Origin of the sequence: Geminocystis sp. CENA526 (assembly GCF_050753365.1) — a bacterium.
Lineage (GTDB): Bacteria > Cyanobacteriota > Cyanobacteriia > Cyanobacteriales > Cyanobacteriaceae > Geminocystis.
Window position 1 is genome coordinate 12,657 of record NZ_JBLZFY010000012.1, and the last position, 25,215, is coordinate 37,871.

Below are 25,215 nucleotides of genomic sequence, written 5' to 3' on the forward strand. Positions count from 1 at the left end.
AAAATCTATTTCACGACATTTTTTATAAAGACTGATTGAGATTTAAGCATTTGTACCAAGAATTAATAAGCTAAGAAAACCAGCGTTTCTTCCATTGACTTGTGGACTCTAAATTACTTAAAGATTGCTCTTGTTCACGGCGTAATTTTATAATTTCTTTTGTATCTTGTAGAGTTGCATCCCGAAAGGGAATAGAGGCTTTGGTGTGCAAATGTTCTAATTCCATCGGAGAGAGGGGAGACAATAGTTGAAATCCTTTTGTCGCAACAGTACCGGGCGATCGTCTGCCTATACAATAGTTATTCCCGATGGTTAAACCTGCTAATTGAAGGGCTTTGCGTACTCCTGCTGAACAAGAATAGGTGGCAAGGATTCCATTTTCATCTAAACGCTGTGCTACAAGGGTTAAAAATTCGACTGTCCAAAGTTGAGGACATTTAGGGGGAGAAAAAGGATCAAAAAATACGGCATCAGCTTGAAAATTTGGAGGCACTAATTGAGATAATGTTTGTCTTGCATCTCCTATCAATAATTTGATTTTAAGTAAGGGTAAATTAACTTCTTTTTCTGTTAATAATGTGGTTAAAATCTCGATGGTTTTTGAGGAATAATGATGCAATAAATTATTTTTAAGGGCTTCTTTTGGTACGTTTTCATCTAATTCTAAGGCAATAAGTTCGATCGAACATTGGGGATTATTGCTCATAATAAAATCTAATACCGAAGCCGTATTATATCCTAATCCGTAACAAATATCAAGAATTTTTATCTGATTTTTCTCTTGAATTTTACGAGGAATTTGACAACCTTGAATATAAGTAATATCTGCCTCAGATTTAGCTCCATATTTAGTATGAAATGTCTCTCCAAACTCAGCAGAATAAAAGGTTGGTGAACCGTCAGCAGTAATTATTTTTTCCCACAATTTCATTTAATAACTAATATTTTATAATTGATTAATTCTACATTATAAACTTAAAATTCTAAATTTTTTTCGTATTTTCTAAGAAAGGTTTTGCTCGATCGACTATTTCCTTTTCCACTTGTTCGATCGAACCCTCAGCAGATATAGTAATTAAAGTATGCTTATATTCATAATATTCTAAAATGGGAGTAGTGCGTTGTTTAAAAAGCTCAATTCTTTTTTTTACGACATCTAATTTATCATCAATATCCCCTCGATTTAAAGAGCGTTGAATCATAGTTTCTTCCGTAACATCTAAATAAATTGCGTAGTTAATTTTTTGCTCTAAATCTTCTAATAAAAAATCTAATTCTTCCGCCTGAAATGCCGTGCGAGGATAACCTTCCAATACCCAACCCTTCGCTACATCATCTTGCAAAAGACGTTGCTTCATAAATTCAATCATCATTCGATCGGGAACTAACTCGCCTTTTTCCACATATTCCCTTGCTTTTTTGCCCAAATCATCATCGGAAGTAATGGCAGTACGCAAAATATCCCCTGTAGATATGATAGTAATATCAAGGTCTTTACCTATTTTTAATGCTTGAGTACCTTTTCCAGAACCAGGTCCTCCTAACATAATTAATCTAACCATAAATTTGAGCAGTCCCCATAATAAATTCTAAGATAATATTAGATGAATTGTAGCTAAAAATAGCAATTTTTTTGGCTTCTTCTAAACTTATTAGACTATAGCGATCCTATTTGAGTTGTAAGATTATCATAAAGATAGGTGTCAGGTGTCAGGTGTCAGGTAAAATACTGATAAATCAAAGTGTTTAGTCTAATTGTTGGTTTTAAGAGATGTTTCTTATCACGCTATTATTTCTCATAAATGATTTAGGATTGCTATATTTTAATTATAAAAACGAGGAAATAGGCAATAGTGATAAAATTTATTATTATTGACAATAAAATTATTACAAACCATTTAATTATTCTTAAAAAATTGTGCAGTTAAAACAAGTAATTATTGCCTATAAAGCAGGAGACAAAGAAAGTAAGGCATGGGCGGAAAGATGCGCTAAAGAGTTAGAAGCGCGTGATTGTAAAGTATTATTAGGACCTAGTGGCATTAAAGATAATCCCTATCCCGTATTTTTAGCCTCCGCCACCCAATCGATCGATCTGGGAATTATATTAGGAGGAGATGGTACAATATTAGCGGCTGCCCGTCATCTAGCACCAGAAAACATCCCCATTTTAGCGGTAAATGTGGGAGGACATTTAGGGTTTTTAACCGAACCATTTAGCTTATTTCAAGACACTTCAACCCTTTGGCATCGCCTCGAAAATGATTTATATGCCGTAGAAAGACGCATGATGTTAGAGGCGCAAATTTGGGAAAGAAATAGAGATGATGTGGAAGCCGTGAGCGATCGATTTTTCTGCTTAAATGAGATGTGTGTTAAACCCGCCTGTTTAGATAGAATGCCCACCTCTATTCTTGAAATGGAAGTGGATGGCGAAGTAGTAGATCAGTATCATGGAGACGGTTTAATCGTTTCTACCCCTACGGGTTCAACCTGTTATACTGCTTCTGCTAATGGTCCCATTATACACCCCGGCATGAGTACCATTGCAGTAACTCCCATTTGCCCTCTTAGTTTATCCAGTCGCCCTTTACTTTTGCCACCTCGATCGGTTGTAAGTATTTGGACACTAGGAGATTACGAACTAAATAATAAATTATGGATGGATGGAGTATTAGCTACTGCAATATGGCCTGGGCAATGGGTAAGGGTAAGTATGGCAGATTGTCAAGCCCAATTTATCATATTAAGGGAATCTCATTCTTTTTATAAAACACTTCGGGAAAAATTGCAATGGGCAGGGGCGAGAATTTACTGTGAAAATAATCACCGTAACTAGAAATGGTAGTTTAATTCAAAAAAACTTTTATTTCGATCGAACCTCTCCTTTTTGATAAATAGGCTTGACTTTTTGTTTTATATCTGCTATAGTTGACGGTGGCGATAATCAAAATTATTCGCTAGTAAACAAATTTTATTGAAAACTAAGTATATGGAATCTTCTGGTAGTAGTAGCCCGACAGTTAAGCCTGTTGTGGCTTTGGAAGATCCGGACCCTAGACCGAGTCATCATCGGTTTTATTTCTAAAAGTGGTCAAATAGATATAATCTTACTTTTGTTTGTATTTTGTCTCTTTGATCACTGCCGAAGGGTGACTCAAAGGGAACGGATCGAATTTAAACTAATCTTAATCAACAATTAAGAGCTTTTAACTCTGGGTTTTGATGGTGGTTTTTTATGGGAAAATCACTGTTGTTTTTTCATGAAATGCCTAGAGAGGTTTTTTCAACTCGCAACAGTTTTAACAGCATTTATAGGGCTTTTTTATTGCCTAACAAAATTAATTCTAATTCGTGCTTTGCAGTCACTAGCTTTTTGCTATGTGTCAAATGTTTTCGTGGGATAAAATTTAATTTTTCTTAGTCGCTTTAGCCGACTTTTGTTATTAGCTTTGTCAATTTATTGCAAAGCGGTTTATCGGTTACAACCCTTATCCCACAATGAAATTTATTTCATTGCTAATAGCTCAACTCTACTAAAGTGAGTTAAAATTTTCCTACAAAATCAGATTTTTACAGATGAATTGATTATTGTTAAAAAACATCTGCATTTTATACGTCTAGGGAGTTTTGGAAATTAACATTTTTGATAATGAAAACACCCTGCCTTAAATAAAGGGGGAACTTATATCGCAAATGATGATAACCCATGCACCAATTAAAGTTGATGATGTTAGGTATAGATACATACTAGATTTTCTCCTCAATACTTGGCTAACAATCAGTAAGGAGATCGATCGTCATGAGAAATATTTTAAAAGATTTGCTCGAACCCTTTGCCCTCGAAGCGGCTAAAAAAGAAGCTAATCGTCTTCCATCGGCGGAATTAGTGCTACAGTTGATGGACATTGAACCGAAAAAACGTGCTTTAGCCTTCTGGTTAATCGACAAGGATAAAGCTATCCAAGTGTTTGAATATATGCGTCCCGAACAACAGGCAGAATTAATTACTGCCATGAGTAGCGGGGAAATGAATGATTTAATTAACACTTTGGAAATTGACGATCGAGTTCGTTTATTTGGGGAATTACCTGCTAAAGTGACGAAAAAAGTCATTGCTAATCTTAACCCGATCGATCGCACGGGAGTGGATTTATTATTAGGTTTTCCCGAAGACTCCGTTGGGCGCATGATGAATATTCGTTATCTGGCGGTAAAAGAAAATATTACTGTCGGTTTAACTCAAGAGTTAATTCGTGAATCTAACCTCAAAGATAATCAATTAGACTTAATTTTTGTGGTAGATAATCAAAGATATTATCGGGGTTTTGTCCGTACGATCGATTTACTCAAACAAGACTCAGAAGTACTTATCGGCGAATTACTATCTACTCCTGTTGTCGCAATTTCTGCTAAGGAGGAAAATTTAAAAGCCGTCAAGTTATTGCAAGATTATGAACTTCCTGCTATTCCTGTTGTCGATAGCGAAGGGCGTTTAATTGGGGATGTTACCTTTGATGATGTCATTCACTTGGTAGAAGAAGAAATAGACGAAAGCACTTTATCTCAAGCAGGGGTGGGAAATCTTCTCAGTCGGGATAAAATTTGGAGCGATCGCCTTGTAAAAGGTTCTCCTTGGTACTCTATTCGCCTCAGAATTGCCTTTTTAATCGTCACTCTATTAGGAGGAATGTTAGTAGGGGGAGTAATAGAAACATTTGAGGAAGTAATTGAGACTATCCCCGCCGCCGCCGTTTTTATTCCCTTAGTCATGGATATGGGGGGTAATGTTGGCACTCAGTCAACAACAGTATTTGCCAGAGGTATGGCATGGGAGCAAATTAATCTTAACCGTTATTTTTTCTATATCCTCCGAGAAGCTCGAATTGGTTTATTGATGGGCTTAATTTTAGGCTCAGTTTCTGGTGCGATCGCTTATTTCTGGCAAGGTATCCCTAATGATATTCCCCAAATTGGTATTGTCGTTGCTATTGCCTTAGTGGTAGTCGTCATTACGGGGGCTGTATTGGGTGCATTGTTACCTTGGGTGATGTTAAAACTTGGCTTTGATCATGGACCCGGTGCCGATCCTTTAATTACTACTATCAAAGATTTTACAGGACTTTGGGTCTATTTTTCCCTCGCTACATGGCTGATTGAAGCTGTTTAATCTCTTAAATGTAGAGTGGGCATTGCCCACCAAACGAAAAAATCAAAAGCCTTTCAAAGTTGAATATTATTCAACCCCTACGAAACAAATCAACATAATTATTTTGCATAACTTCTATAACCGAAAACCTAAGAGGTGTGATATGAATGAAAGAACAAACAAAATTTCCCGTTACTATGGTGAATTAAATCCAAAACATCTATTATTTAATGCTAATTTACAGGATTTTGTCCAACGAGTTGAGTTGATTTCTTCTCTACAAACGGGGGGTAAAATATCCCCTCAAGAAGCGATCGATCGTATCGATTTAATTTGGGAAAAAGTGAAAAGCTATGAGGAAGAATCAGGGATCAATCTTCCCCCTGCTGACATAGCTGAATTATTGATGGATATTAACCCAGAGCAACGCCCCATGGCTTTTGGCTCTCTGCAAACGGAAAAGGCGATGGAGGTTTTTTCTTATTTACGATCGGAAGATCAAGCAGGTTTAATTTCTGCCCTTGATCAAGAAACGGCAATTAACCTTATTCGTAACCTCGAAATTGACGATCGAGTACACCTATTAGATGAACTTCCAGAAAAACAAGCCATAGAAATCATCAATAATCTTTCTGCTCAAGAACGTAAAAATATTGATGTACTACTGAGTCATGGGGAAGGCACAGTGGGTAGAATGATGAACCCGAATTATTTAGCGATTCAGGGTAGCACTACGGTTCAACAAGCTCTAGAGGCAGTGCGTCGTTCTCGTCTGAGTGCCAATGAACTAGCTATTATTTTTATTGTGGATGAGCAGGGTTTTTATCGTGGTTTTTTCCGTACTGTTCGTTTACTACGATGTGATCCTCATGAACCTATTAACATTCTCTTAGAAGGCACTAACATTGCTGTGGCAACGATCGATCGAGATGAAAGAGCAGTAAGATTACTCAAAGACAATGATCTTCCCCTCATTCCCGTAGTGGACGGTGATGGTAAATTAGTGGGTAGTATTAACTTTGAAGATGCCATCGAATTAGTCCAAGAAGAAGCCACCGATACCGCCCTAGCTCAAGCAGGGGTAGGAAACCTCCTCAGTCGAGATAAAGTCTGGAGTGAAAAACTGGTGAGAGGTGAACTATGGTATGCAGTCAAACTGAGAATTACTTTTCTGATTATCACCCTGATTGGTGGCATGATTGTCGGTGGTGTGATTGAAAATTTTGAGGGAGTTTTAGCCAGTATTCCTGCGGTAGCCATTTTTATCCCCCTTGTGATGGATATGGGAGGAAATGTTGGTACTCAGTCAACTACGATTTTTGCGAGGGGTTTAGCATGGGATCAACTCAACATTAATAACTTTTTCCCCTATCTGTTTCGAGAAAGCCGTATTGGTGTGACTATGGGTCTTATTTTAGGTGCGATCGCAGGAATTATTACTTATTTTTGGCAGGGTGCGCCTAATGACATCCCTCAACTAGCCTTAGTAGTAATCGTGGCTTTGGTTTCTGCTATTACTTTAGGGGCAACTTTAGGGGCGGCACTACCTTGGATTATGCTAAAATTAGGCTTCGATCATGGACCGGGTGCTGATCCTTTTATCACTACGATTCAGGACTTTGTGGGCTTATGGATTTATTTTTCTATGGCTACTTGGTTAATCCAGATTTAGGTGATTGATGGGCAATGCCCACCCTACTCGGTTAATCGAGATTGAATGTATTTTCAGATTGTAGGGGTTGAACATTGTTCAACCCATTTAAACTTAATCCATTTAAACTTTCGGTTTTCTTAATCTTTTCTTTACCAACAATCGTTAGACTATCTCAAAAATAGCTCTTTTATCATCAAATTAAAATATCCATGAGTAGCTTAGAATTTGCCATCAGATTAGCGGTTGCCTTCTTGTTGGGTTCAGGTTTAGGGTTAGAAAGACAATGGCGACAACGTATGGCAGGATTACGCACTAATACTTTAGTTTCCACTGGAGCCGCTTTATTTGTCATGCTCTCAGTTTTAACCCCCGGAGATTCAAGCCCCACTAGAGTATCAGCTCAAGTGGTTTCGGGCATCGGTTTTTTGGCAGGAGGGGTGATTCTCAAGGAAGGATTAAGCGTGAGGGGATTAAATACTGCCGCTACTCTCTGGTGTGCCGCCGCTATTGGTGCTTTAGCTGGAGCTGGTTTTTTAACAGAGGCTTTATTCGGTACGATGGCAGTTTTAATTTCTAATACCGTTTTACGCCCTTTGGGTTATAAAATCAATCAACAGCCTCTGGAAAATACTGAGTTAGAGTTATGTTATGTTTGTTCTCTGATGTGTCATAGCAAAGATGAGGCTCATGTTAGGGCTTTATTACTCCAATCTTTAAGTTTGATTCCCATGAGACTTCGATCGCTACGCAGTGAAGATTTGGAGGATTTTCCCGATAAAGTGGAAGTGGAAGCAGAAATAGTGACACAAACCCGCAATGATGAAATATTAGAACAAATTGTGAGCAGATTAAGTCTCGAACCGGGGGTAACTGCGGCGAATTGGCGTATCATTGAGCAAGAGTTTGGTTAATGGAAATTGCTAAATTTAAAACAATGGCTCTTTTACAGTAGTTATTATATTTTAGTAATAAATAATCGTTAAAAGTGTTGATATATAATAGGTTTAGGATTTTAAAAATACAAATGTTATAAATTTACAGTTTTAATTTAACCTAACAGCTGCCACCTGATACCTGACACCTTTTTTTAGACATAATTTATCATACTCAAAGTAAGAGAGCCAAAACAATTTTATTAATTATTCTTAATTCTTAATTCGATCGTCTTCTTGTTTTTGTGGCAAAATTAGGGAACAATGAAGATAAACAAATTTTAGGTTAAGAGTATGGCAGGTAAAATCAAAAAAGGTACTTATGTTAAAGCTATTCGAGAAAAATTGGTGAATAGCCTTGAAGCTAAAGCTAGTGATAGTCGTTTTCCTTCTTATATTTTCGACAGTAAAGGAGAAGTTTTAGATTTTAATGAGGAATATGCTTTAGTTAGATTTTACACTCCTACTCCTAGTGTATGGTTAAAATTAGATCAGTTAGAGATAGTAGAGTAATTTATGACAAAATCTCTAATCACTTGTAACCCAAAAAATTTTCCTAAAGTATCCATTATCGGGGCTGGAAATGTGGGAAAAACCTTAGCCCAAAGAATTGTGGAGCATAATCTTGCGGATGTGTGTTTACTAGACATTGTGGAAGGTTTACCCCAAGGCATCGCCCTTGATTTGATGGAGGCAAGGGGATTGGAATTACATACCCGTAATGTCATCGGTACTAATAGTTATGAGGATACGGCTAATTCTGATGTGGTGGTTATTACCGCAGGAATTGCCCGTAAACCGGGTATGAGTCGAGAGGATTTGTTAAAAATCAATGCCAAAATCGTTACGGAAGCGGCTCAAAAATGCGTCAATTTCTCTCCTGATGCCCTTTATTTGGTGATTACTAATCCTTTGGATGTGATGACTTATCTGGTGTGGAAAACCACTAATTTAGCCCCATCAAAGGTAATTGGTATGGCAGGAGTTTTAGATTCCGCTCGTTTACAGGCTTTTATTGCTATGGAGTTGGGAGTTTCTTTTAATGATGTGCAGGGTATGGTGTTAGGAGGGCATGGTGATTTGATGTTACCTTTACCTCGTTATTGTACCGTAAGCGGTATTCCCATTACGAAATTAATGGATAAGAAAACCATTGATAGATTAGTGCAGCGCACTAGAGACGGTGGTGCAGAAATTGTTAAGCTATTAAAAACGGGAAGTGCTTTTTATGCTCCTGCTTCTTCGGCTTATTATATGATCGAGTCAGTGTTATTAAATCAGTCTCGTTTGTTACCTGCGGCGGTATATCTTCAAGGGGAGTATGGTTTAAAGGATATTTTCTTGGGTGTGCCTTGTCGTTTGGGTTATTGTGGGGTAGAGGAAGTTTTGGTAATTAATCTTAAGGATTCTGAAATACAGGCTCTACATGATTCGGCTCGATCGGTTCGTGATAATATCAATTTAGCTTTAAATGAATTGAGAATTAAGAATTAAGAATTAAGAATTAAAGGTGTTAATAAATAACCCACCGTGTAATGAATCGCGCAGCGTTGCGAGGCACGAAGCAATCTGACGGCTAACAAAATGAAGTTCAATAAATTGAACTAAAAATTTTTGAGTTTGAATAATATTATTCATTATTAACTATATTAACTATTCATTATTTTAATGCTCGATCGAGAAAAAGATAGACCAACATGGGATGAATATTTTATGCTAATGGCAAAGTTAGCGGCGACTCGCTCAACTTGTCTGGCTTTTCCTGTGGGGGCGGTTATTGTCAAAAATCGTCAGGTGTTGGCAACGGGTTATAATGGTTCTCCTTCTGGTACAATCCATTGTACTGCTCAAGGTTTTTGTTATGAAGGGTTGAGTAGTTGCGATGCTAGTAAGACTTTACCATCAAGGGCAGTTCATGCGGAAGCGAATGCCATCGCCCAAGCGGCTAGGCACGGTATCGCTACGGATGGGGCGACTATTTATGTGACTCTTGAGCCTTGTATTGCCTGTTTAAAGTTGATTATTTCCGCAGGGATTAAAGAGGTTTTCTATGAAACTAATTTTAATGTGGGTGAAAAAGTTATTGTTAGAGATTCTTTTGTAAAAAATAATTTAGTTAATTTACATCCGATGACGGTTAGAGAAAATGTGGCACAAAAAGCATCTACTTTTTTAATTGAAACCGTTTCGATCGTCAAATAATAACATAATATATGCAAATCTTAGAAATTAAGATTAATATAGAACAGGAGAGTTGGCGATAGGAGATTGCTTCGTGCCTCGCAATGACAATAAAAGTGAACTATTATATAATTGTTCTAAGATAATAAATATTTCTATTTTAAATTAGAAACTATGAATAATAACGTACCTGTCAATATTGGCATAGAAGAAGACGATCGAAAAAGCATAGCTGAAGGCTTATGTCGTCTTTTAGCAGATACCTACACCTTATATCTCAAAACCCACTATTTTCACTGGAATGTCACGGGTTCATTGTTTAATTCACTACACTTAATGTTTGAACAACAATACACAGAATTAGCCCTAGCTGTGGACAGTATAGCAGAGAGAATCAGAACCTTGGGATATACTGCCCCAGGTAGTTATAGCCAGTATGCAGAGTTGTCTTCCATCGAAGAAACCAGAGAAGTACCCGAAGCCCTAGAAATGGTGAGATTATTAGTAGAAGGAAATGAAGCAGTAGTGAGAACTGCTCGGAGTATTTTTTCTGTAGTGGAAAAAGCTAACGATGAATCCACCGCCGATTTACTTACTCAACGCATGAGTCTCCATGAAAAAACTGCTTGGATGCTGAGAAGCATACTTTAGCGATTAAAACATTATTTCCCACCGTGTAATGAATTACACGGCTAATAGCTAACGTTCAATAAATTGAACTAATATCTTATTAATTTTTCTAAAGTTGTCACGACTTCTTCAATGGAAATATCTTGAGATTCTTTTGTCGATCGAACCACCAATTCTACTTTACCTTGTTTTAATGATCTTCCCGTCACGATACGATAGGGAATACCGATTAAATCAGCGTCTTTAAATTTAACTCCTGCGCGCTCGTCTCGATCGTCTAAAATAGTCTCAATACCTGCTTGATTCAATTCTTGATAGAGTTTTTCAGCTACGGTAACTTGTTCAGAATCAGTGATATTAGGAATTACGATTACTACATGATAAGGTGCGATCGAAACTGGCCAGATTATACCATCTTTATCGTGACACTGTTCCACCGTCGCTTGGGCTAAACGAGAAACCCCGATACCATAACATCCCATGACAAAAGGCTTTTCTGTACCATCTTCGGCGGTATAGGTTGCACCCATAGCTTCGGAATATTTTGTACCTAATTGGAAAATATGACCAACTTCAATGCCTCTGGCAGTTTGTAGCACTTGATTAGCATCATGGATCGATCGATCTCCTACTTGAGCTTTACGCACATCCACCACTAAAGAAGGTAGAGTAAACTCTTTACCCCAATTTGCACCAACTACATGATAACCAGATTCATTACTACCCGTGACAAAGTTTTCTAAATCAACGGCGGTTCGATCGACTAATCTTAAGAAAGTACCTTCAATTTGTTCTGATTTAGCAATATAATCATCTGCTAGGTTGGGAGCGATATAACCTAAAGGTAAGGGTTTTGTTGACCATTTGTCTTGGGCGGTTCGATCGGGTACTGTTAAACTAAGAAGAGTTTGAGCATTATAATTAGAGGCTAATTTTACTAACTCATTGTTTAATTTAACCTCATTAACATCTTGATCCCCCCTAATACTGACTAAAATTAAGACAGTTTTCTGTGAATCATAGACGGCTTGATATAAAACATTTTTAACTACGTTTGTACCTGAACATCCCAAAAATTCCGTCATTTTAGCAATGGTTTCTGTGTTAGGAGTCGCTTTTTTCTCATAGGAAGTGAAAACAGAAGGAATCACATCAGGGGGAAGGGAAACGGCTTTTTCCACATTTGCCGCATATTTACCATCATCGGTGTAAACAATGTCATCCTCTCCAGCTTCCGCCAACACCATAAATTCTTGAGAGCCAGAACCGCCGATCGCTCCAGAATCCGCCTCTACCGCTTGAAATTTTAAGCCACAGCGAGAAAAAATATTACGATAAGCCTGATCCATGTCATTATAGGTTTTTTTGAGACATTCTGGGGAAATATGAAACGAATAACCATCTTTCATAATAAATTCTCTACCCCGCATCAACCCAAAACGAGGGCGAATTTCATCTCTAAATTTTGTTTGAATTTGATACAAATGTACTGGTAATTGACGATAGGATTTGATCATATCCTTAGCTATAGTAGTTATAACCTCTTCATGGGTCGGTCCTAAAGCTAAAGAGCGATTTTGTCGATCGAGCAAAGAAAACATAATACCTTCAGCTTTCGTATAAGTTTCCCATCTTCCCGATTCCTGCCATAATTCGGCTGGTTGCATTTGGGGGAGTAAACATTCCGTTGCGCCCGTAGCATTCATTTCTTCTCGAACGATATTAGATATTTTTTGTAAAACTCGATGTAAAAGGGGAAGATAAGCATAAACCCCACTACCAATACGACGAATATAACCTGCTCTTAACAATAACTGATGACTTTTAATTTCAGCCTCTGCGGGAACTTCACGCAAAGTCAAGAATAACATCTGAGATAAACGCATAATCTAATTTTTTTTAAGAATAACCCTTTATTATAGCTGAGTTCGATGCGGGATTTATGGCAAGACGGTTAATAATGAAATCCAGAAAATCACTCAACTTTAATTATTATGGCTCTTCGACTTTGAGTATGATAAATTATTGGTGGAGGTAGGTAAAAGGCAAAAGGCAAATGGCAAAAGTTAATTTTATTTGTTTATTTTTGGGAATAGGAAATGTCAGACATAAAAGACTTTAAAGATTTAATAATTTGGCAAAAAGGGATGATAATAGCCGAAAAATGCTTTTTCCTTTGGGAATTATAAACGTTTTTTAAAAATTGCACAAGGTTCAGTTAATGAATTACAAACTTTTTTGATCTTAGCGACTAGAGTTCATTTATGCACGGAAAAAGAGGTAGAATTGATTTTAGAAAATTTAAAAGAAGAAACAAGAATGATTTCATCTCTTATTAATAAACTATCATAATTTATTGCCTTTGCATGAGTGCCTTTTGCCTCTTCCCTCTTTTTTCCTTATCCTAACTAGCAATTTATCATCCCCAAAGTGTAAGAACCAAATTTTTTATGTTAAAACTAGCAACTAATCACTCTTTAATTTATCAAAGATTAAAGATAAAACCTCAAGATTTAATTAGATTTTGTCAAGAAAATTTTATCTCAGAATTAGCAGTTTTTGGCTCTATTTTAAGAGATGATTTTAACTCTCAAAGTGATATAGATTTTCTAGTAACTTATTCTGCCCTTGCCCATCGAGGTTTATTAGAAAAAATTAGGCTCAAAGAAAAGTTAGAAAAAATGTGCGATCGAACTGTGGACTTAGTTAGTAAAAAAGCCATTGACAATAGTAGTAACTGGTTAAAAAAACAGGAAATTTTAAATTCAGCAGAGGTAATTTATCGTGAGTGATTTAATAACTTTATTAGATATTTATCAAGCTATTGAGTTAATTTTTAAATACACAAAAAATGTGAGTTATCAAGAATTAGTAGAAAACCAAGAAAAGCAGGATGCAATTTTAAGAAGAATTATGATTATTGGAGAAGCTACAAAAAGATTGTCTCCAGAATTTCGACAACTACATTTTTCTATTCCATGGAAACAAATAGCAGGAATGAGAGATATTCTTACTCATAATTACGATAATGTAGATTTAGAAGAAGTTTGGACAGTAATAACCGTTAATTTACCTACTTTATATCGATATATTTATCCATTTTTATCAGAAAAAGAATAACAAATTTATAAACAAAATTGAGTTTTAAATATTATGTAATTAGGAATTATTATTATGAAAACTAACCGTCAAAATTTACATAAAAAGTCCCCCATTAGGGGGAACTAGGGCGTTTTCATTCTCCAATTTTAAAAATTGTGAAACTTAGAGATAGTATAAAATACAAAGATTTTGGGAACAAATCACAATTATTTAAGGAGATAATTTTCATTAATTAAAAGGAATTGCTATCATCCATTACGCAAGTATGGCTTCAAAAGCTACTCCCTCATCGACAAAGCCAAAATTACCACTAATGATACTATCTCTTTCTTGCTCACCTACATACATATAACTACCGGGGAGGGTTTGAAAACGGAAAATATCGTCAGCTTTGTTCGCATCTGCACCATAGGCATAAAATGCTAAACCTTCTTCTACAAAAGTATCCGTATAATTAGCTAAAATGCTTTGACGTTCTTCTTCTCCTACATAAATATATGCACCCGCAAGATCAGTATTGCGGAAACGATAAATGGAAATCAAATCATCGTTGGCTTGAGTAGCTACTTTAAAGGCTTCTCCTTCCTCCACAAAACTGGTAAAGTTGGTCAAAATACTTTGACGTTCTTCTTCTCCTACATACATATAAGTACCATCTCCAGTGCGGAATCGATACATAGGAGTAGTTAATAAATCATCATCGTGGGTATGATCTGGCGTTGTGGTAATAATATAGGGAGGATCAGTGAAACGAAAATCTAATTCTAAGATAATATCGTTAAAACTGCCGTCTTGTACGTTATCTTCAATGCCAAAGCCGTTTTCTCCTAAAGAAACGAAATGCCGTGCATTATTGGGGTTGGCTTCATTATAGGCAAAATAACTTAAAGTTCCTCCTTGACTATCCGCAAAAGTGACAAAAGGAGCATAAATTTCTCCTCCCATAATTTCATAATCTTTATGGATATGATTATGATCGTGATCATCTTCCATGCCATGATGATGGTGATCAGAGTGGGAAGGTAAATCAAGGAAAATTTTGTTAAAATCTGTTCCCATGATTACGGAGGCATAATCAGGATTACTAGGATCAATGATTACTCCCGTGCTAGGATCAACGATCGAACCCGAATAGTTTAGCACAGGGTAAAAACCCATAGTTAAGGGTTGATTATCGCCATTGATTAACAGATGAATTTCGGCGGTTAAGGATTTATTAACTAGGGTAGAAGTATCTAAAATATTAAATCCCTCAGTTTGAGGTACGCCAATTTGACCATTTAAACTCTTAATGGGACCATTTAATTGCCCTACTACCGTTAAGCCTTCATCAAAGGCAAACTCGATTTCTGTGCTGTTGGTGGCTCGGAAAAAGTTATCGTTATCGATGGAAAACTCAATGTCAGGAGATTGATCCCAAAGACTACCGTTAGTAACTTGATAAAAACCGTACTGTTGAGCAGTTTCCACAAAAATATCTCGAACGGTATTAATTTTTGGGGCATTGATGGTAGTAAATAAAGTCTCGGCTCTTTCTCTGACTTTTTCTAAATAACCACTATCATTAGGACTTACCCCCTCGATCGAACCAGTGCTATCGTCCACCTCAAAAATACCGTATTCTAGGGGAACTTCACTAACGGAAGTACTATTAAAATTCATTACAATACCAATACCACCAGTATTAGCATCATTCATGACATTCAGGATACCAGAGTCAGGTGTATCTAAACTAACGGTTAACTCAGGAGAACTTTCAAATAACTGAGTTAAAACATCTAAGCCACCTTTCTGCATTTCATAAAAACTGGTTCGATCGGAAAGATCATCAGTAACATAGAAAATAGCACTACCATCGGCGACACCATTGCCAATCAATAAAGGACCAAACTGAGAATCAAATTCCTTAAAATAACTCGTAGAAAAGTGTTCCGTGGTTGCCTGTCCACTAGCATATACTTGAAAGAGAATCCATTGATCTGGTATGAGAGAATTTTCGTAAAACTCAAAAGCGATCGCCCCTTCTTCCTGTAAAGTTTGCTCCTGTAAAGTCGTCAAAATACTAATCATTTCCTCTTTAGTATCAGGTTTAGCTTGAAACCGTCCTACTAAGGTAATATTAGTTAAATCAGGAGAAGCATCTTTCTGAGTGTTAATAGTATCTAAAGCTGTATTTAGTGAACCAAAATTCGACTCAACATTGGTGACAAAATTATTATAGATAGTGGTTTTTTCGTAATTATCAATATTAAAATATTCATCCCAATATTCAATAATCATGTATTGGAGAGGGTTATTCGGGTCTTGATAGGCTTCACTATAAATATTCCCCGTTACCTTTTCCGTGGTTGCGGTATATTCAACTAATAATTCGTTAAATTGTTCTGGATTAGCTGTTTCCTCTAAAGTAATATAGATGCGATTAATCACTTGAGGATTAAAAGGCGTGGAAAAATTAACACTACCTGACGGAGCATTAGGGGCAGGAGCAGGGTAATATAAATCAGCATCGGGATCTCTGAAATCCGTATTCCAAGGTTGATCTAAATCAGGATTCCAATAATCAGGAGGGGGTAAGGGTAAGGCTTCATAATCTTTATAAAGAGAGGGATTCCAGTTGCCTCCTGCCGCCAAGAAATCTCCATAGTTACCACTCATGGCGACATAGTAGTCTGGGAAGGTATTTTTATAATCCACAAAACGCTGTTGATTGCTAACACCATCTTCTGAACCAAAGGTTTTATTGTATAAACTACCGTATTGGGCGGCATCTTCTGCGGTGTCATAAAATCGACCAATTCTCGGTTCAGGGAGAGTGAAAAATTCTTCGATACCCCCTGCTGGATAACCATTTTCGATGTCTCTTGACCAAATAGTTAAAAAGACTAAGGGTTCACCTGTCGGACTGGCATTGCGATAACCATGAGCGTAACCTCTTGGTAAGAAAACCGCTTGACCTGCCGTTAAATGGGCGAAATAAAAATTTTCTACCTTATCTTTACCTAAAGCAGGAGGTCCATTGTATTCGGGGGGAATCATGGGATCGCCATTTTCATCGGAGGGAAACTCGTATAAATCGTAAGCGTCTTCTGTGGGAGACATTACCCATGAGTCAATTTCTCCTTGTAAAATGATAAACCATTCATCCTCTGCCCAGTGAATATGAGGGATAGGACCAGCATTAAAAGGTGTTACCGTTGTGGCAATGGTAAAAGGTCTGCCTGTTTCAGATGTACTAATTGCTTCTAATTCTACGGGTTCATCGTTATCTCCCCTTAACGGAGTATTTTCGACATTAATTTTATTGAGATCAACACTAATGGTTAAAAATTGTTGAGCCTCCCCTGCGGGAAATGAATCCCATTGATAAGAATTAGGAGATTTTAATGCTGGAATACCGGGATAGAAGGGCAAATCACTGCCGTTAGGTAGGTTAAGGGGATCGTTTCCTGAGATAGTTTTGATAAAATCCTCAAAGTTGAGGTTACGGGTTAAGGGTAAACCGATATTGGAAGGGAAAGTATAAGTTGGTGCTTTATTGTAAGACGCATTGGGGTTGTATCGATCGAAATCCGAAAAAGAGGGAACGATAAACGGTTCTGTGGGAGTTCCCGTCAAAGAATGATCGTGACTACCGTGATCATGATGGTGATGATGATTTCCAGACATATTTTTTTAGAATAATAAACAGGTGGAAGAAAGAGGGGAGAGTTTCTTAATTCTTAATTCTTAATTCTTAATTCATTTTTCTTAATTCTTAATTCTTAATTCATTTTTCTGTTTCTGCAAAAATTTCATTGAGCATTCCAAAACCTGCGGCTGCTTTATTAAAACCAGCATAAACACAAAGAAAGATTAATAATTCTTCTATTTCTTCTCTGGTAGCACCCTGCTTAATAGCCATAGCAACATGAGCTCCAAAAGGATTCCCTTCACAGGCTAAAGGTTGATTAACTACATCAATGGCGATCGTAATTAAAGCCTTAGTTTTTTGATCAATTAAGGGTAAACCCCAAGCCTCACCAGCGACACGGGTGCAAAAATCCCCGAATTTGGGATGAATACTACTTAATCCTGCTTGTAATTCTTGATCATCTAAAACAGCATTTTTATAAGCCATTCCAATAAAACTCCTAAGCTGTGGTAATTAATTTTAATAATTCATCGGGAGCAAAAACATCACGATAGAAGGTGAGTTGCTCAGTTTTTAGGTAGCATCCGCCACGATTTCCTCGACGTACCCAAGTTACGTTTCCTTTTGCGATCGTCTCATTAGTTTCATCATCAACACATTTCCACTCAAAGAAAGTATGTTCACCCCAAAACATGACGATAGGCCAACACATGGTAACACCGGGTTGTGCAATCAATGCCCACCAATGTTGTTCTCTTTCCTTCTGTTGATCAAGTCCACGATAGGGACCATCTTGGCAAAAATACACTAAGTCTGGACGGTATTCTCCCGTTAGAATATCACCTCTACCTTGTCGTAATGCTTCACAATGAGTAGGCCACCATTCTTTATTTTCTTTCTCAATAGTTTCTAAAGTATAGTTCTCATCAATGACAGGAAGTTCCGCTTCCATTTGTTTGACAATAGCTTCTCCTTTAGCGATAAGCTGTGCTTTTAATTCATCAGGCACTAAATTTGGACGAGAATAATCTGCATCTAAATCTTTGTAGTAGTTAATTCTCTTAATCATTTGTAACGAACCTAGAATGGTTTAATTTTCTCGAATTATAATTCTCTTTTTTTTTCTGATTTAGTAAATGCAACAAAACTTAATAGTGGAGAGTGAATAGTGGAGAGTGAATAGTGAAGAGTGAATAGTGGTTAACTAGGGTTTGCTAAATAAATCAGAAGGCTATAAAAATAAAGGCTTAGGGCATCGTTAAATTAATAAAAAAGTGTGGGATTTTTAGCAATTTTTCATCAAAAACAGAGCATTTAAAACCTGATTTTCACAGCACTTCTATGTTTTGTTGATAATACAAGCGACTGGCAATCTTGATTTTGAATCACCTGACACCCGATACCTGATACCTGACACCTAAGTAGATAGGCAAAATTAATTGTATGTTTACTTTGTGAAAGGCACTCATGCAAGAGGCAAGAGGCAACAAAGATTATGGGTTATTTCCATTAATTTTAAAATATACAATCTATTTTGCTTTAGTACTTATCCCCATTAAAAGACTTTTTCAGCACCCCCTATTTAAGCATAAGTTCTTTGTTTGATGATTCTTGTTTACGTTTCTGAGAATAAAAAGAGGCTGATTCTTGTCCTTGAGTACATTCTTGGGTAAATTTGATCAAGTGATGAGATACTAAGGCAGTGTGGATTAAACCTTCAATGTCAAGGTTTTTAAAGGCTGGTATCGCCATTTTCCAGAAGGTTTGACGATAATCACTTAATACCCCTACATTCCACAATAAACTGCCTAATATCTGCAATCCTTTTTTGATGTTACTCCATGACGCTCTTTGAGAATCAGGAATTTCGATACGATTACAGTAGGTATGTTTAACGTTATAGGCAAATCTCTCATATAGGTATTCTGGATTATAGGCGATCGAAATACATCTTTTCCACATATTAACCACTTCTTCATAAGGTAAAAGAAAATCAATATTCGACTCTCGACTTTCATCTTGAATAATGCGCCCTTCTTTTTCTAAACGATTCCATAAAGGAGTTTTCGGTAAGGCAAAAAGAAGATTAATCGTTAAGACGGGTATTTGAGAAGCCTTGATAAATTCAAGGATATTATCTGCCGTTTCGGGAGTATCCGTGTCAAAACCGATGATGATACCAGATACCACTTCTAAGCCATAACGATTAAAAGTTTTTACGGCTTCTAAAATGGGCATACTGAGATTATGTTGCTTAGAAATAGCTTTTAGTGCCGAAGGTTCAGGGGTTTCTATGCCACAAAAAACTGTGGTAAAATAAGCCTCCCGCATCATTTCTAATAATTTTGGACTTTGGGCAAGGTTGAGAGTCGCTTCACAGGTAAACTCTACGGGATAGCCGTTTTTTTTCTGCCAGTCAATCAAATGGGGTAACAATTCCATCAAGGCGCGTCTATTACCGACAAAGTTATCATCGACAAAATAAATCGCCCCCGGATTACCAGAAGCTAACATGGCATCTAATTCTGCTATCACCTGAGTTGGGGTTTTTAAACGGGGAGAATTGCCATACAATTCAGGAATGTCGCAAAATTCGCAGTTATAGGGGCAACCACTGGAAAATTGAATATTGCCTAAAAAATACTGTTCTAATTTGATTAGATTATAAGCTGGTATGGGAAATCGATCGAGGGGCAGTCTTTCAATAGTTTCAAAACGTATTTGTTGAGTTGGTCTTTGAGTATGCTTATCTAAGTATTCTATAGCTCGATCGGTGGCATCCCCTAATTCGCCTATGTGTAGCAAATCAAAATCAGGGTAATATTCAGGACAACCAGAAACCGATGGTCCACCCAATAAAGTTATTTTACCCTCTTTGTGCGCTAATTCGTTAATATGATTAATGCGAGGTTTTTGAATGTGCATTCCACTAACTATCACCGCATCAGCCCATTGATAATCGGCTTTGGTAGCCATAGTAATATTTTCATCAATAAATCTCACTTCCCATGACTCAGGAAGATAAGCGGCAACCACTAAAATCCCTTGAGGAGGCATAAATCCTTTCACTCCTTTAATTAACGGATAGGCATGGTGAAAAGTACCGAACGATCGACTATATTGAGGGAAGACACATAAAATTTTTCTTTTGTTTTGGGGAATATAGCTAGTTTTGCCTTGGGGATTGCTGTTGATTGTCATTAGTTTTTCTCCTCACGAAAAATATTCAGTAGGTAGTCAAAATTAATTTGAAAGTTACGCACTTGTACCAAAAATCAGGGGATTGAGATTCCGTGACACAGGCTGATATGCCTGTATTGACTCGTAACTTCTATAATTGATCATACTTAGGGTTTGCTGAATAAAACCAATAAAATTAAAATAGTATTGATGATATAAAATGATCCCACAATTTGAGTTTCTGACCAACCACTTAATTCTAAATGATGATGAATAGGTGCCATTTTAAATAGTCTTTTCCCTTTTCCTTCAGCGTCTTTTGTGGCTTTATAATAAGTCACTTGGGCAATAACGGATAAAGATTCGATAAAAAATAATAAACTGATAATGAATAACGCCCATAAATTTTGACTTAAAATTCCTACGGCGGCTAAACTTGCACCTAGTGCTAATGAACCAGTATCTCCCATAAATACGGAGGCTTTATTGCGGTTATGCACCACAAAACCAAGACAACCGCCACTAATGGCTAAACAAAAAGCTAACAAGTCAGGATGATTAACCCCTGCTAAAATTCCTAAACCCAAAAATGCGATCGAACTTGTACCTCCTGCTAAACCGTCAACACCATCGGTTAAATTAGTAGCATTACTTTCCGCAACGATAACAAAAATAGCCACGAACCAGAAAAGAAAACTCAGGGGTAAAATGATATTGAAGGGTAAACTAACATTAGTGATAGATTCTGGTTGACTCATATACATCCAAACACAGAAAACCACCGCAAAACCGATTTGTAAAACTAACTTTTGCTTCGGAGTTAATCCCATATTGGTTTTTTTGCGTAAAATTTGCCAATCATCCACCCAACCGATAAAACCATAGGCAAGGGTGACAAAACCAACAGCAATCACCTCATGGGTGAATCCTCCCGTGATTAAACCGATAATTACCGCCGTAGGAATAAAAAAAATTCCCCCCATGGTAGGTGTACCAGCTTTTTTGAGATGACTTTGAGGGCCGTCTTCTTGTATTATTTGTGACGCTTTTATTTTTTGTAAAACGGGTACAACGATATAACCTAATATAGCAGTTACGATCGAGGTTAAGAACAGAGGTAAAATTTGTATAGTAGAAAGAAAACTGAAGCCAACGACAATTAAAATAAAAGTCAAAAAACCGAGCAAAAACCATCCTGACGGATTAAAAATACGATTCACAGAGGAAGTGTTAGTTTCCATAGCCTTGAAAGAATAAACAATGAACAACTAATCATTATCAATGATCCTATTCTTTCTGACTAATTTTTTTATGTAGGGTCTGCTGAAAAAGTATATAGAGAGGGTTGTGTGAAGTGGACGTATCGTGACTCGAACACGAGACCCCATCGATGTCAACGACAATAAATGTTATTATATACCATAAATTAACCTTCCCTGATTCATTTTTGTCTTTTTTTATAACAAAATTGGTCTAAAAATGGTCTAAAAAAATATGGCACAAAATCAACGTTTTAGACCTGATGGTCTTAAAGTATCTATTGAAAATAATAATGGTACTGTTAGATTACGTTTCACATATCAAGGTAAACGTGAATCTATTAATTATCCTCTCAATTATTTTGATCCTCAAAATCAACAAATTGCGATCGCTAAAGCTACTGAGATTCATAATGATATTTACCTTTACCAGAAATATGATGAAACAAAGGAAAAATATCAATTAAAGTCAAAGGTAGTAAAACATGATTTTGGATTAAAAGAAATTACTCTCAGAGAGATTTGGGAATTTTACAAAGACTTTAAAAAAGATGACATAGCAGTTACTACTCAGAAAAATAACTGGTCAAAAATAGATAAAACTTTAGATGAAAATTTAACTGTTGATCAGATAGCTAATTATGTAATTTTGCTTTTGAATAAATATGCAAAAAGTACAGTTAAGCGATTATTACAAGACATATCAGCAAGTATTGGAATTGCTATTTCTTTTGGTAAATTCAAAGGTGATAATAATGTTATTAAAATCATTGAATCTTTAGGAGTTAATAAGAAAAAAACTATAAAATCTTTTAGTAAAGATGAAGTAACAGTGATTTTAGATGCTTTTAAAAACGATAAATATTTACTAGATAAAGGACTGTTAAACTATCAATATTATTATAATTTTGTTGCTTTTAGATTCTTAACAGGGACTAGACCTAGTGAAGCTATCGCTGTTACTTGGAATGATATTTTTGAAAAAAATGGGAAAACTTGGTTAAGAATAAACAAACGTTACACTGGTAGCAAAATTGTTAAGGGTACAAAAAATGGTGTTGATATTAGAATGTTTCCTGTTAATGATCAACTAAAAGAATTAATTGATAATATCCCTAAAAATGATAACCCTGATAATTTAATTTTTCCTAGTCTTACTGGTATTTATATCGATCGAAAAAACTTTAGTACTAGAATTTGGAAACCCTTAATTTTGAAATTAGTTGATGAAGGTTTAGTCAAAGAATATTTAACTTTTTATGATGTCAGACATACTTTTATAACTCACCTATGTCGATCAGGAAAAGCTGATTTACAAACTATAGCTAATATTGTAGGTAATTCAGTACCAACTTTGATCAGAAATTATTTAGCAGTAGATGAAAGTTTAGAATTACCAGAATTATTTTAGGATAAACAAACATTCATTTTAAGGTACATTAAAGGGCAAAATAAACCCTTTAATTACTTTAAGGATTAATCCTAAAGAGTATAGCGTAAACAACGCAAATAAACGTATATATTCTAAGAGTTAATAACTACAATAATTCTAGGATTAAAACTTACAAAGTAATCATAATACCTCAATCTCACTTGTTACAGTGAAAAGATGCTTATTATATATGCTATAATCAAGTCGTAAATAATAGCTAAAGTTCACTTGTTACAGTGAAAAAATTGCATCCATGCACAAATACAACTTAGATAACCTAAAACCATTTAGAAGTAAATGGCAAAATTCTAAAACAAAGTTAATTAGAGTACCTGAGATATTTGAAGATGAAATATTAACTTATGCTCATCAATTAGACTCAGGAATAAATAATCCTAATTCACTTGTTACAGAGAAACTTAAGGAAATAGTCAATAAAATTGATAATCAAGAATCTGGTTATAAGGTAAAGTATGCTAATAACTTAATCAAAGATATTAAACAATTAGTTAATGAAGGAAAAAACAATGGTTAAAAGAAATAAAAAAACATTTGTTGCTTATCTTAATCCTAATTTAGTTAGTGCTTTTGATTCTTATTGTTCAGAAAATAAAGTATTAAAAAGTGAAATTTTATCAATGCTTTTATTGGAGTTTTTATTGTCCTCAGAGTCTTTACCAGAAAAAGCAAAAAAGGAACTATATCAAATTAAAAATTTAGATGAAATTTTAGCTCATAAACTTAGCCCAAAAACTTCTTTAATACAAGAAAATGAAGAATTAAAAAGAGGTCTAGAAACTTTAGATACCTTGATGAATCAATGGCATTCTTGTTTGAAAAAAATTATTGAAACAAAAGATTCAGAAATTGAATTATAATAGTGTCTATGCACAAAAAATCCTTTCAAAGATTTACTTGAAAGGATAGACAAAAAAGCAAAAAGGTGTTTACGGTACACCTACCAAAACCGTTTTTACTGTAATCAGCAGTAAAAATAATCAAATTAATAAATTTTAATATAGCTCTATGTTACCAGAAAATAGCCAAATTAACGAGTTTTTAGAGTGTCTAGGATACTGTGAAGGTGAAAAAGTTTTTATTAGAACAATTCCCATAGACAAGAATGATAAAGAAAAATCACCTAAAAATCTTACACTCACTTATCCCATAAATAATTTACCAAAACAAGAATCAGGTTATAGTGTCTATTTTGTAGTCAATGGTCAAGGTAATTCCAAAAAAGATATTAAAACCGCAAAAGCCTTATTTTGTGAGTTTGATAACCTATCCTATGATGAACAATTAACCATTATTGAGAAATTTCAATTACCTTATCCCACAATCAGATTATTTACGGGAGGTAAAAGCATTCATCATTACTGGGTATTTGATCAACCGGTACCTATTGAACAATGACAAGAATTAATTAAAGACTTAATTGATTATGTCGGATCAGACCAAGCAGTTAAAGACCCTTCAAGAATAATGAGATTACCAGATTATACACACTACTCAAAAGATGAAAAAGGTAATCTAATTCAAGGGGAAAAATCAAAGGTGATCGGCGGTTCTTTAAATACTTACTCTTATCAAGAATTAAGAGATTTAATTCCTAGAAATATTCCCAAAGAGATAAAAAGAGTTATCAGCAATCATCAAGTTACTGATAATCAGGTTATTAGCTTTATAAAAGATGTTATTAAACCTCATCAAAAAGGTAGTAATACTTATCAAAACTATAGAGAACTATTAGGAGCGATCAAACAACTTTATGGACAAGATACAGCTTTAGATTTTATTGATATTATTGGTTCAAATGATGATTATAATTGGTCACAAATTATTGAATCAACTAATGGCAATTTTACTTTAGGTACTATTTATTATCAGTTAATGGAGTTAGGATTAATCACTAAAAATCAATGGACAAATCTATTTAAGTCTAATAACTTAAAATCTTCTAAGCTCACTGTAACAAGTGAAAAAAAGACTCTCAGAATAATACTACAAACGATGAAAATATCATCAATGATTCTTGGGTAAATATTGCCACTGAAGAATT

At 35.6% G+C, this 25,215-nt stretch carries 24 protein-coding genes; 16 read left to right on the top strand and 8 right to left on the bottom strand.

The features are described 5' to 3' along the window. Nucleotides 1–70 precede the first annotated feature (70 nt). Nucleotides 71–931 carry a tRNA (5-methylaminomethyl-2-thiouridine)(34)-methyltransferase MnmD gene (locus tag ACN4EE_RS05395; RefSeq protein WP_431705387.1) on the bottom strand — a complete coding sequence of 287 codons (861 nt, stop codon included), beginning with the start codon at nucleotides 929–931 and terminating at the stop codon, nucleotides 71–73. A gap of 52 nt (nucleotides 932–983) precedes the next feature. Beyond that, entirely contained in the window at nucleotides 984–1,562 is a 579-nt protein-coding gene (locus ACN4EE_RS05400; RefSeq protein ID WP_431705388.1) for an adenylate kinase, read from the bottom strand. Nucleotides 1,563–1,918: 356 nt separating this feature from the next. Here ACN4EE_RS05400 and ACN4EE_RS05405 point away from each other — a divergent pair, with 356 nt between their 5' ends. From ACN4EE_RS05405 to ACN4EE_RS05440, 8 genes are all read left to right on the top strand, one after another. Then, nucleotides 1,919–2,839, top strand: a complete 921-nt coding sequence (locus ACN4EE_RS05405) for an NAD(+) kinase (protein ID WP_431705389.1) — start codon at nucleotides 1,919–1,921, stop codon at nucleotides 2,837–2,839. A gap of 963 nt (nucleotides 2,840–3,802) precedes the next feature. Next, nucleotides 3,803–5,170 (top strand): magnesium transporter, encoded by a 1,368-nt coding sequence (mgtE, locus tag ACN4EE_RS05410; protein ID WP_431705390.1) that lies wholly within the window; start codon nucleotides 3,803–3,805, stop codon nucleotides 5,168–5,170. A 142-nt stretch (nucleotides 5,171–5,312) separates the two neighbouring features. Then, the gene (gene mgtE / locus ACN4EE_RS05415) at nucleotides 5,313–6,821 is read left to right on the top strand and encodes a magnesium transporter (protein ID WP_431705391.1); all 1,509 of its coding nucleotides are present in this window, start codon (nucleotides 5,313–5,315) and stop codon (nucleotides 6,819–6,821) included. 191 nt (nucleotides 6,822–7,012) lie between these two features. Continuing rightward, entirely contained in the window at nucleotides 7,013–7,714 is a 702-nt protein-coding gene (locus ACN4EE_RS05420) for an MgtC/SapB family protein (RefSeq protein WP_431705392.1), read from the top strand. A gap of 315 nt (nucleotides 7,715–8,029) precedes the next feature. Then, nucleotides 8,030–8,248, top strand: a complete 219-nt coding sequence (gene ndhO / locus ACN4EE_RS05425) for an NAD(P)H-quinone oxidoreductase subunit O (RefSeq protein WP_431705393.1) — start codon at nucleotides 8,030–8,032, stop codon at nucleotides 8,246–8,248. Between the two features lie 3 nt (nucleotides 8,249–8,251). Then, nucleotides 8,252–9,229 (top strand): malate dehydrogenase, encoded by a 978-nt coding sequence (mdh, locus tag ACN4EE_RS05430; RefSeq protein WP_431705394.1) that lies wholly within the window; start codon nucleotides 8,252–8,254, stop codon nucleotides 9,227–9,229. 174 nt (nucleotides 9,230–9,403) lie between these two features. Beyond that, nucleotides 9,404–9,937, top strand: a complete 534-nt coding sequence (locus tag ACN4EE_RS05435) for a deoxycytidylate deaminase (protein WP_431705395.1) — start codon at nucleotides 9,404–9,406, stop codon at nucleotides 9,935–9,937. Between the two features lie 153 nt (nucleotides 9,938–10,090). Next, the gene (locus tag ACN4EE_RS05440; RefSeq protein WP_431705396.1) at nucleotides 10,091–10,567 is read left to right on the top strand and encodes a Dps family protein; all 477 of its coding nucleotides are present in this window, start codon (nucleotides 10,091–10,093) and stop codon (nucleotides 10,565–10,567) included. A gap of 68 nt (nucleotides 10,568–10,635) precedes the next feature. Here the strand turns inward: ACN4EE_RS05440 and proS are convergent, their stop codons facing one another. Continuing rightward, the gene (proS, locus tag ACN4EE_RS05445; protein WP_431705397.1) at nucleotides 10,636–12,432 is read right to left on the bottom strand and encodes a proline--tRNA ligase; all 1,797 of its coding nucleotides are present in this window, start codon (nucleotides 12,430–12,432) and stop codon (nucleotides 10,636–10,638) included. 316 nt (nucleotides 12,433–12,748) lie between these two features. On the opposite strand from proS, the gene ACN4EE_RS05450 reads away from it, so the two are divergent. The 3 genes from ACN4EE_RS05450 (at nucleotide 12,749) to ACN4EE_RS05460 (ending at nucleotide 13,666) form a co-directional block, all read left to right on the top strand. Then, on the top strand, nucleotides 12,749–12,898 hold the full coding sequence (locus ACN4EE_RS05450; RefSeq protein WP_431705448.1) for a four helix bundle protein: 150 nt from the start codon (nucleotides 12,749–12,751) through the stop codon (nucleotides 12,896–12,898). Between the two features lie 98 nt (nucleotides 12,899–12,996). Beyond that, nucleotides 12,997–13,338, top strand: a complete 342-nt coding sequence (locus ACN4EE_RS05455; RefSeq protein ID WP_431705398.1) for a nucleotidyltransferase family protein — start codon at nucleotides 12,997–12,999, stop codon at nucleotides 13,336–13,338. After that, nucleotides 13,331–13,666 (top strand): HepT-like ribonuclease domain-containing protein, encoded by a 336-nt coding sequence (locus ACN4EE_RS05460; protein WP_431705399.1) that lies wholly within the window; start codon nucleotides 13,331–13,333, stop codon nucleotides 13,664–13,666. Before ACN4EE_RS05455 ends, ACN4EE_RS05460 begins: the two co-directional genes overlap by 8 nt. Before the next feature lie 237 nt (nucleotides 13,667–13,903). Here the strand turns inward: ACN4EE_RS05460 and ACN4EE_RS05465 are convergent, their stop codons facing one another. The 5 genes from ACN4EE_RS05465 to mraY form a co-directional block, all read right to left on the bottom strand. Then, nucleotides 13,904–17,317, bottom strand: coding sequence for an antibiotic biosynthesis monooxygenase (locus ACN4EE_RS05465; RefSeq protein ID WP_431705400.1), 3,414 nt, complete (start codon nucleotides 17,315–17,317; stop codon nucleotides 13,904–13,906). Between the two features lie 100 nt (nucleotides 17,318–17,417). Further along, nucleotides 17,418–17,768, bottom strand: a complete 351-nt coding sequence (locus tag ACN4EE_RS05470) for a carboxymuconolactone decarboxylase family protein (protein ID WP_431705401.1) — start codon at nucleotides 17,766–17,768, stop codon at nucleotides 17,418–17,420. A gap of 13 nt (nucleotides 17,769–17,781) precedes the next feature. Next, complete coding sequence (locus ACN4EE_RS05475; RefSeq protein WP_431705402.1) at nucleotides 17,782–18,351, bottom strand: hypothetical protein; 570 nt, start codon at nucleotides 18,349–18,351, stop codon at nucleotides 17,782–17,784. A gap of 509 nt (nucleotides 18,352–18,860) precedes the next feature. After that, nucleotides 18,861–20,483 carry a B12-binding domain-containing radical SAM protein gene (locus ACN4EE_RS05480; RefSeq protein WP_431705403.1) on the bottom strand — a complete coding sequence of 541 codons (1,623 nt, stop codon included), beginning with the start codon at nucleotides 20,481–20,483 and terminating at the stop codon, nucleotides 18,861–18,863. Nucleotides 20,484–20,629: 146 nt separating this feature from the next. Continuing rightward, nucleotides 20,630–21,703 carry a phospho-N-acetylmuramoyl-pentapeptide-transferase gene (gene mraY, locus ACN4EE_RS05485; protein WP_431705404.1) on the bottom strand — a complete coding sequence of 358 codons (1,074 nt, stop codon included), beginning with the start codon at nucleotides 21,701–21,703 and terminating at the stop codon, nucleotides 20,630–20,632. A gap of 253 nt (nucleotides 21,704–21,956) precedes the next feature. Between mraY and ACN4EE_RS05490 the strand changes: the two genes are divergently transcribed. The 5 genes from ACN4EE_RS05490 to ACN4EE_RS05510 all read left to right on the top strand — a co-directional run bounded on the left by ACN4EE_RS05490 (nucleotide 21,957) and on the right by ACN4EE_RS05510 (nucleotide 25,196). Further along, a complete protein-coding gene (locus ACN4EE_RS05490) occupies nucleotides 21,957–23,132 on the top strand; it encodes a tyrosine-type recombinase/integrase (RefSeq protein WP_431705405.1) in 1,176 nt (391 codons plus the stop codon). Nucleotides 23,133–23,406: 274 nt separating this feature from the next. After that, nucleotides 23,407–23,688: a hypothetical protein gene (locus tag ACN4EE_RS05495; RefSeq protein WP_431705406.1), complete on the top strand. Its 282-nt coding sequence runs from the start codon at nucleotides 23,407–23,409 to the stop codon at nucleotides 23,686–23,688. After that, nucleotides 23,681–24,031, top strand: a complete 351-nt coding sequence (locus ACN4EE_RS05500; protein WP_431705407.1) for a hypothetical protein — start codon at nucleotides 23,681–23,683, stop codon at nucleotides 24,029–24,031. The genes ACN4EE_RS05495 and ACN4EE_RS05500 overlap by 8 nt, the downstream gene beginning before the upstream one ends. Nucleotides 24,032–24,179: 148 nt before the next feature. Beyond that, entirely contained in the window at nucleotides 24,180–24,569 is a 390-nt protein-coding gene (locus ACN4EE_RS05505; RefSeq protein ID WP_431705408.1) for a hypothetical protein, read from the top strand. Nucleotides 24,570–24,638: 69 nt separating this feature from the next. Next, nucleotides 24,639–25,196, top strand: a complete 558-nt coding sequence (locus ACN4EE_RS05510; protein WP_431705409.1) for a hypothetical protein — start codon at nucleotides 24,639–24,641, stop codon at nucleotides 25,194–25,196. Nucleotides 25,197–25,215: the final 19 nt, after the last annotated feature.

Excerpts from the sequence above, each read along its gene's own strand:
- ACN4EE_RS05395 (WP_431705387.1), bottom strand. The coding sequence starts at position 931 with ATGAAATTGTGGGAAAAAATAATTACTGCTGACGGTTCACCAACCTTT.
- ACN4EE_RS05400 (WP_431705388.1), bottom strand. The coding sequence starts at position 1,562 with ATGGTTAGATTAATTATGTTAGGAGGACCTGGTTCTGGAAAAGGTACT.
- mgtE (WP_431705390.1), top strand. The coding sequence starts at position 3,803 with ATGAGAAATATTTTAAAAGATTTGCTCGAACCCTTTGCCCTCGAAGCG.
- mgtE (WP_431705391.1), top strand. The coding sequence starts at position 5,313 with ATGAATGAAAGAACAAACAAAATTTCCCGTTACTATGGTGAATTAAAT.
- ACN4EE_RS05420 (WP_431705392.1), top strand. The coding sequence starts at position 7,013 with ATGAGTAGCTTAGAATTTGCCATCAGATTAGCGGTTGCCTTCTTGTTG.
- ndhO (WP_431705393.1), top strand. The coding sequence starts at position 8,030 with ATGGCAGGTAAAATCAAAAAAGGTACTTATGTTAAAGCTATTCGAGAA.
- mdh (WP_431705394.1), top strand. The coding sequence starts at position 8,252 with ATGACAAAATCTCTAATCACTTGTAACCCAAAAAATTTTCCTAAAGTA.
- ACN4EE_RS05435 (WP_431705395.1), top strand. The coding sequence starts at position 9,404 with ATGCTCGATCGAGAAAAAGATAGACCAACATGGGATGAATATTTTATG.
- ACN4EE_RS05440 (WP_431705396.1), top strand. The coding sequence starts at position 10,091 with ATGAATAATAACGTACCTGTCAATATTGGCATAGAAGAAGACGATCGA.
- proS (WP_431705397.1), bottom strand. The coding sequence starts at position 12,432 with ATGCGTTTATCTCAGATGTTATTCTTGACTTTGCGTGAAGTTCCCGCA.
- ACN4EE_RS05455 (WP_431705398.1), top strand. The coding sequence starts at position 12,997 with ATGTTAAAACTAGCAACTAATCACTCTTTAATTTATCAAAGATTAAAG.
- ACN4EE_RS05465 (WP_431705400.1), bottom strand. The coding sequence starts at position 17,317 with ATGTCTGGAAATCATCATCACCATCATGATCACGGTAGTCACGATCAT.
- ACN4EE_RS05470 (WP_431705401.1), bottom strand. The coding sequence starts at position 17,768 with ATGGCTTATAAAAATGCTGTTTTAGATGATCAAGAATTACAAGCAGGA.
- ACN4EE_RS05475 (WP_431705402.1), bottom strand. The coding sequence starts at position 18,351 with ATGATTAAGAGAATTAACTACTACAAAGATTTAGATGCAGATTATTCT.
- ACN4EE_RS05480 (WP_431705403.1), bottom strand. The coding sequence starts at position 20,483 with ATGACAATCAACAGCAATCCCCAAGGCAAAACTAGCTATATTCCCCAA.
- mraY (WP_431705404.1), bottom strand. The coding sequence starts at position 21,703 with ATGGAAACTAACACTTCCTCTGTGAATCGTATTTTTAATCCGTCAGGA.
- ACN4EE_RS05490 (WP_431705405.1), top strand. The coding sequence starts at position 21,957 with ATGGCACAAAATCAACGTTTTAGACCTGATGGTCTTAAAGTATCTATT.
- ACN4EE_RS05495 (WP_431705406.1), top strand. The coding sequence starts at position 23,407 with ATGCACAAATACAACTTAGATAACCTAAAACCATTTAGAAGTAAATGG.
- ACN4EE_RS05500 (WP_431705407.1), top strand. The coding sequence starts at position 23,681 with ATGGTTAAAAGAAATAAAAAAACATTTGTTGCTTATCTTAATCCTAAT.
- ACN4EE_RS05505 (WP_431705408.1), top strand. The coding sequence starts at position 24,180 with ATGTTACCAGAAAATAGCCAAATTAACGAGTTTTTAGAGTGTCTAGGA.
- ACN4EE_RS05510 (WP_431705409.1), top strand. The coding sequence starts at position 24,639 with ATGAGATTACCAGATTATACACACTACTCAAAAGATGAAAAAGGTAAT.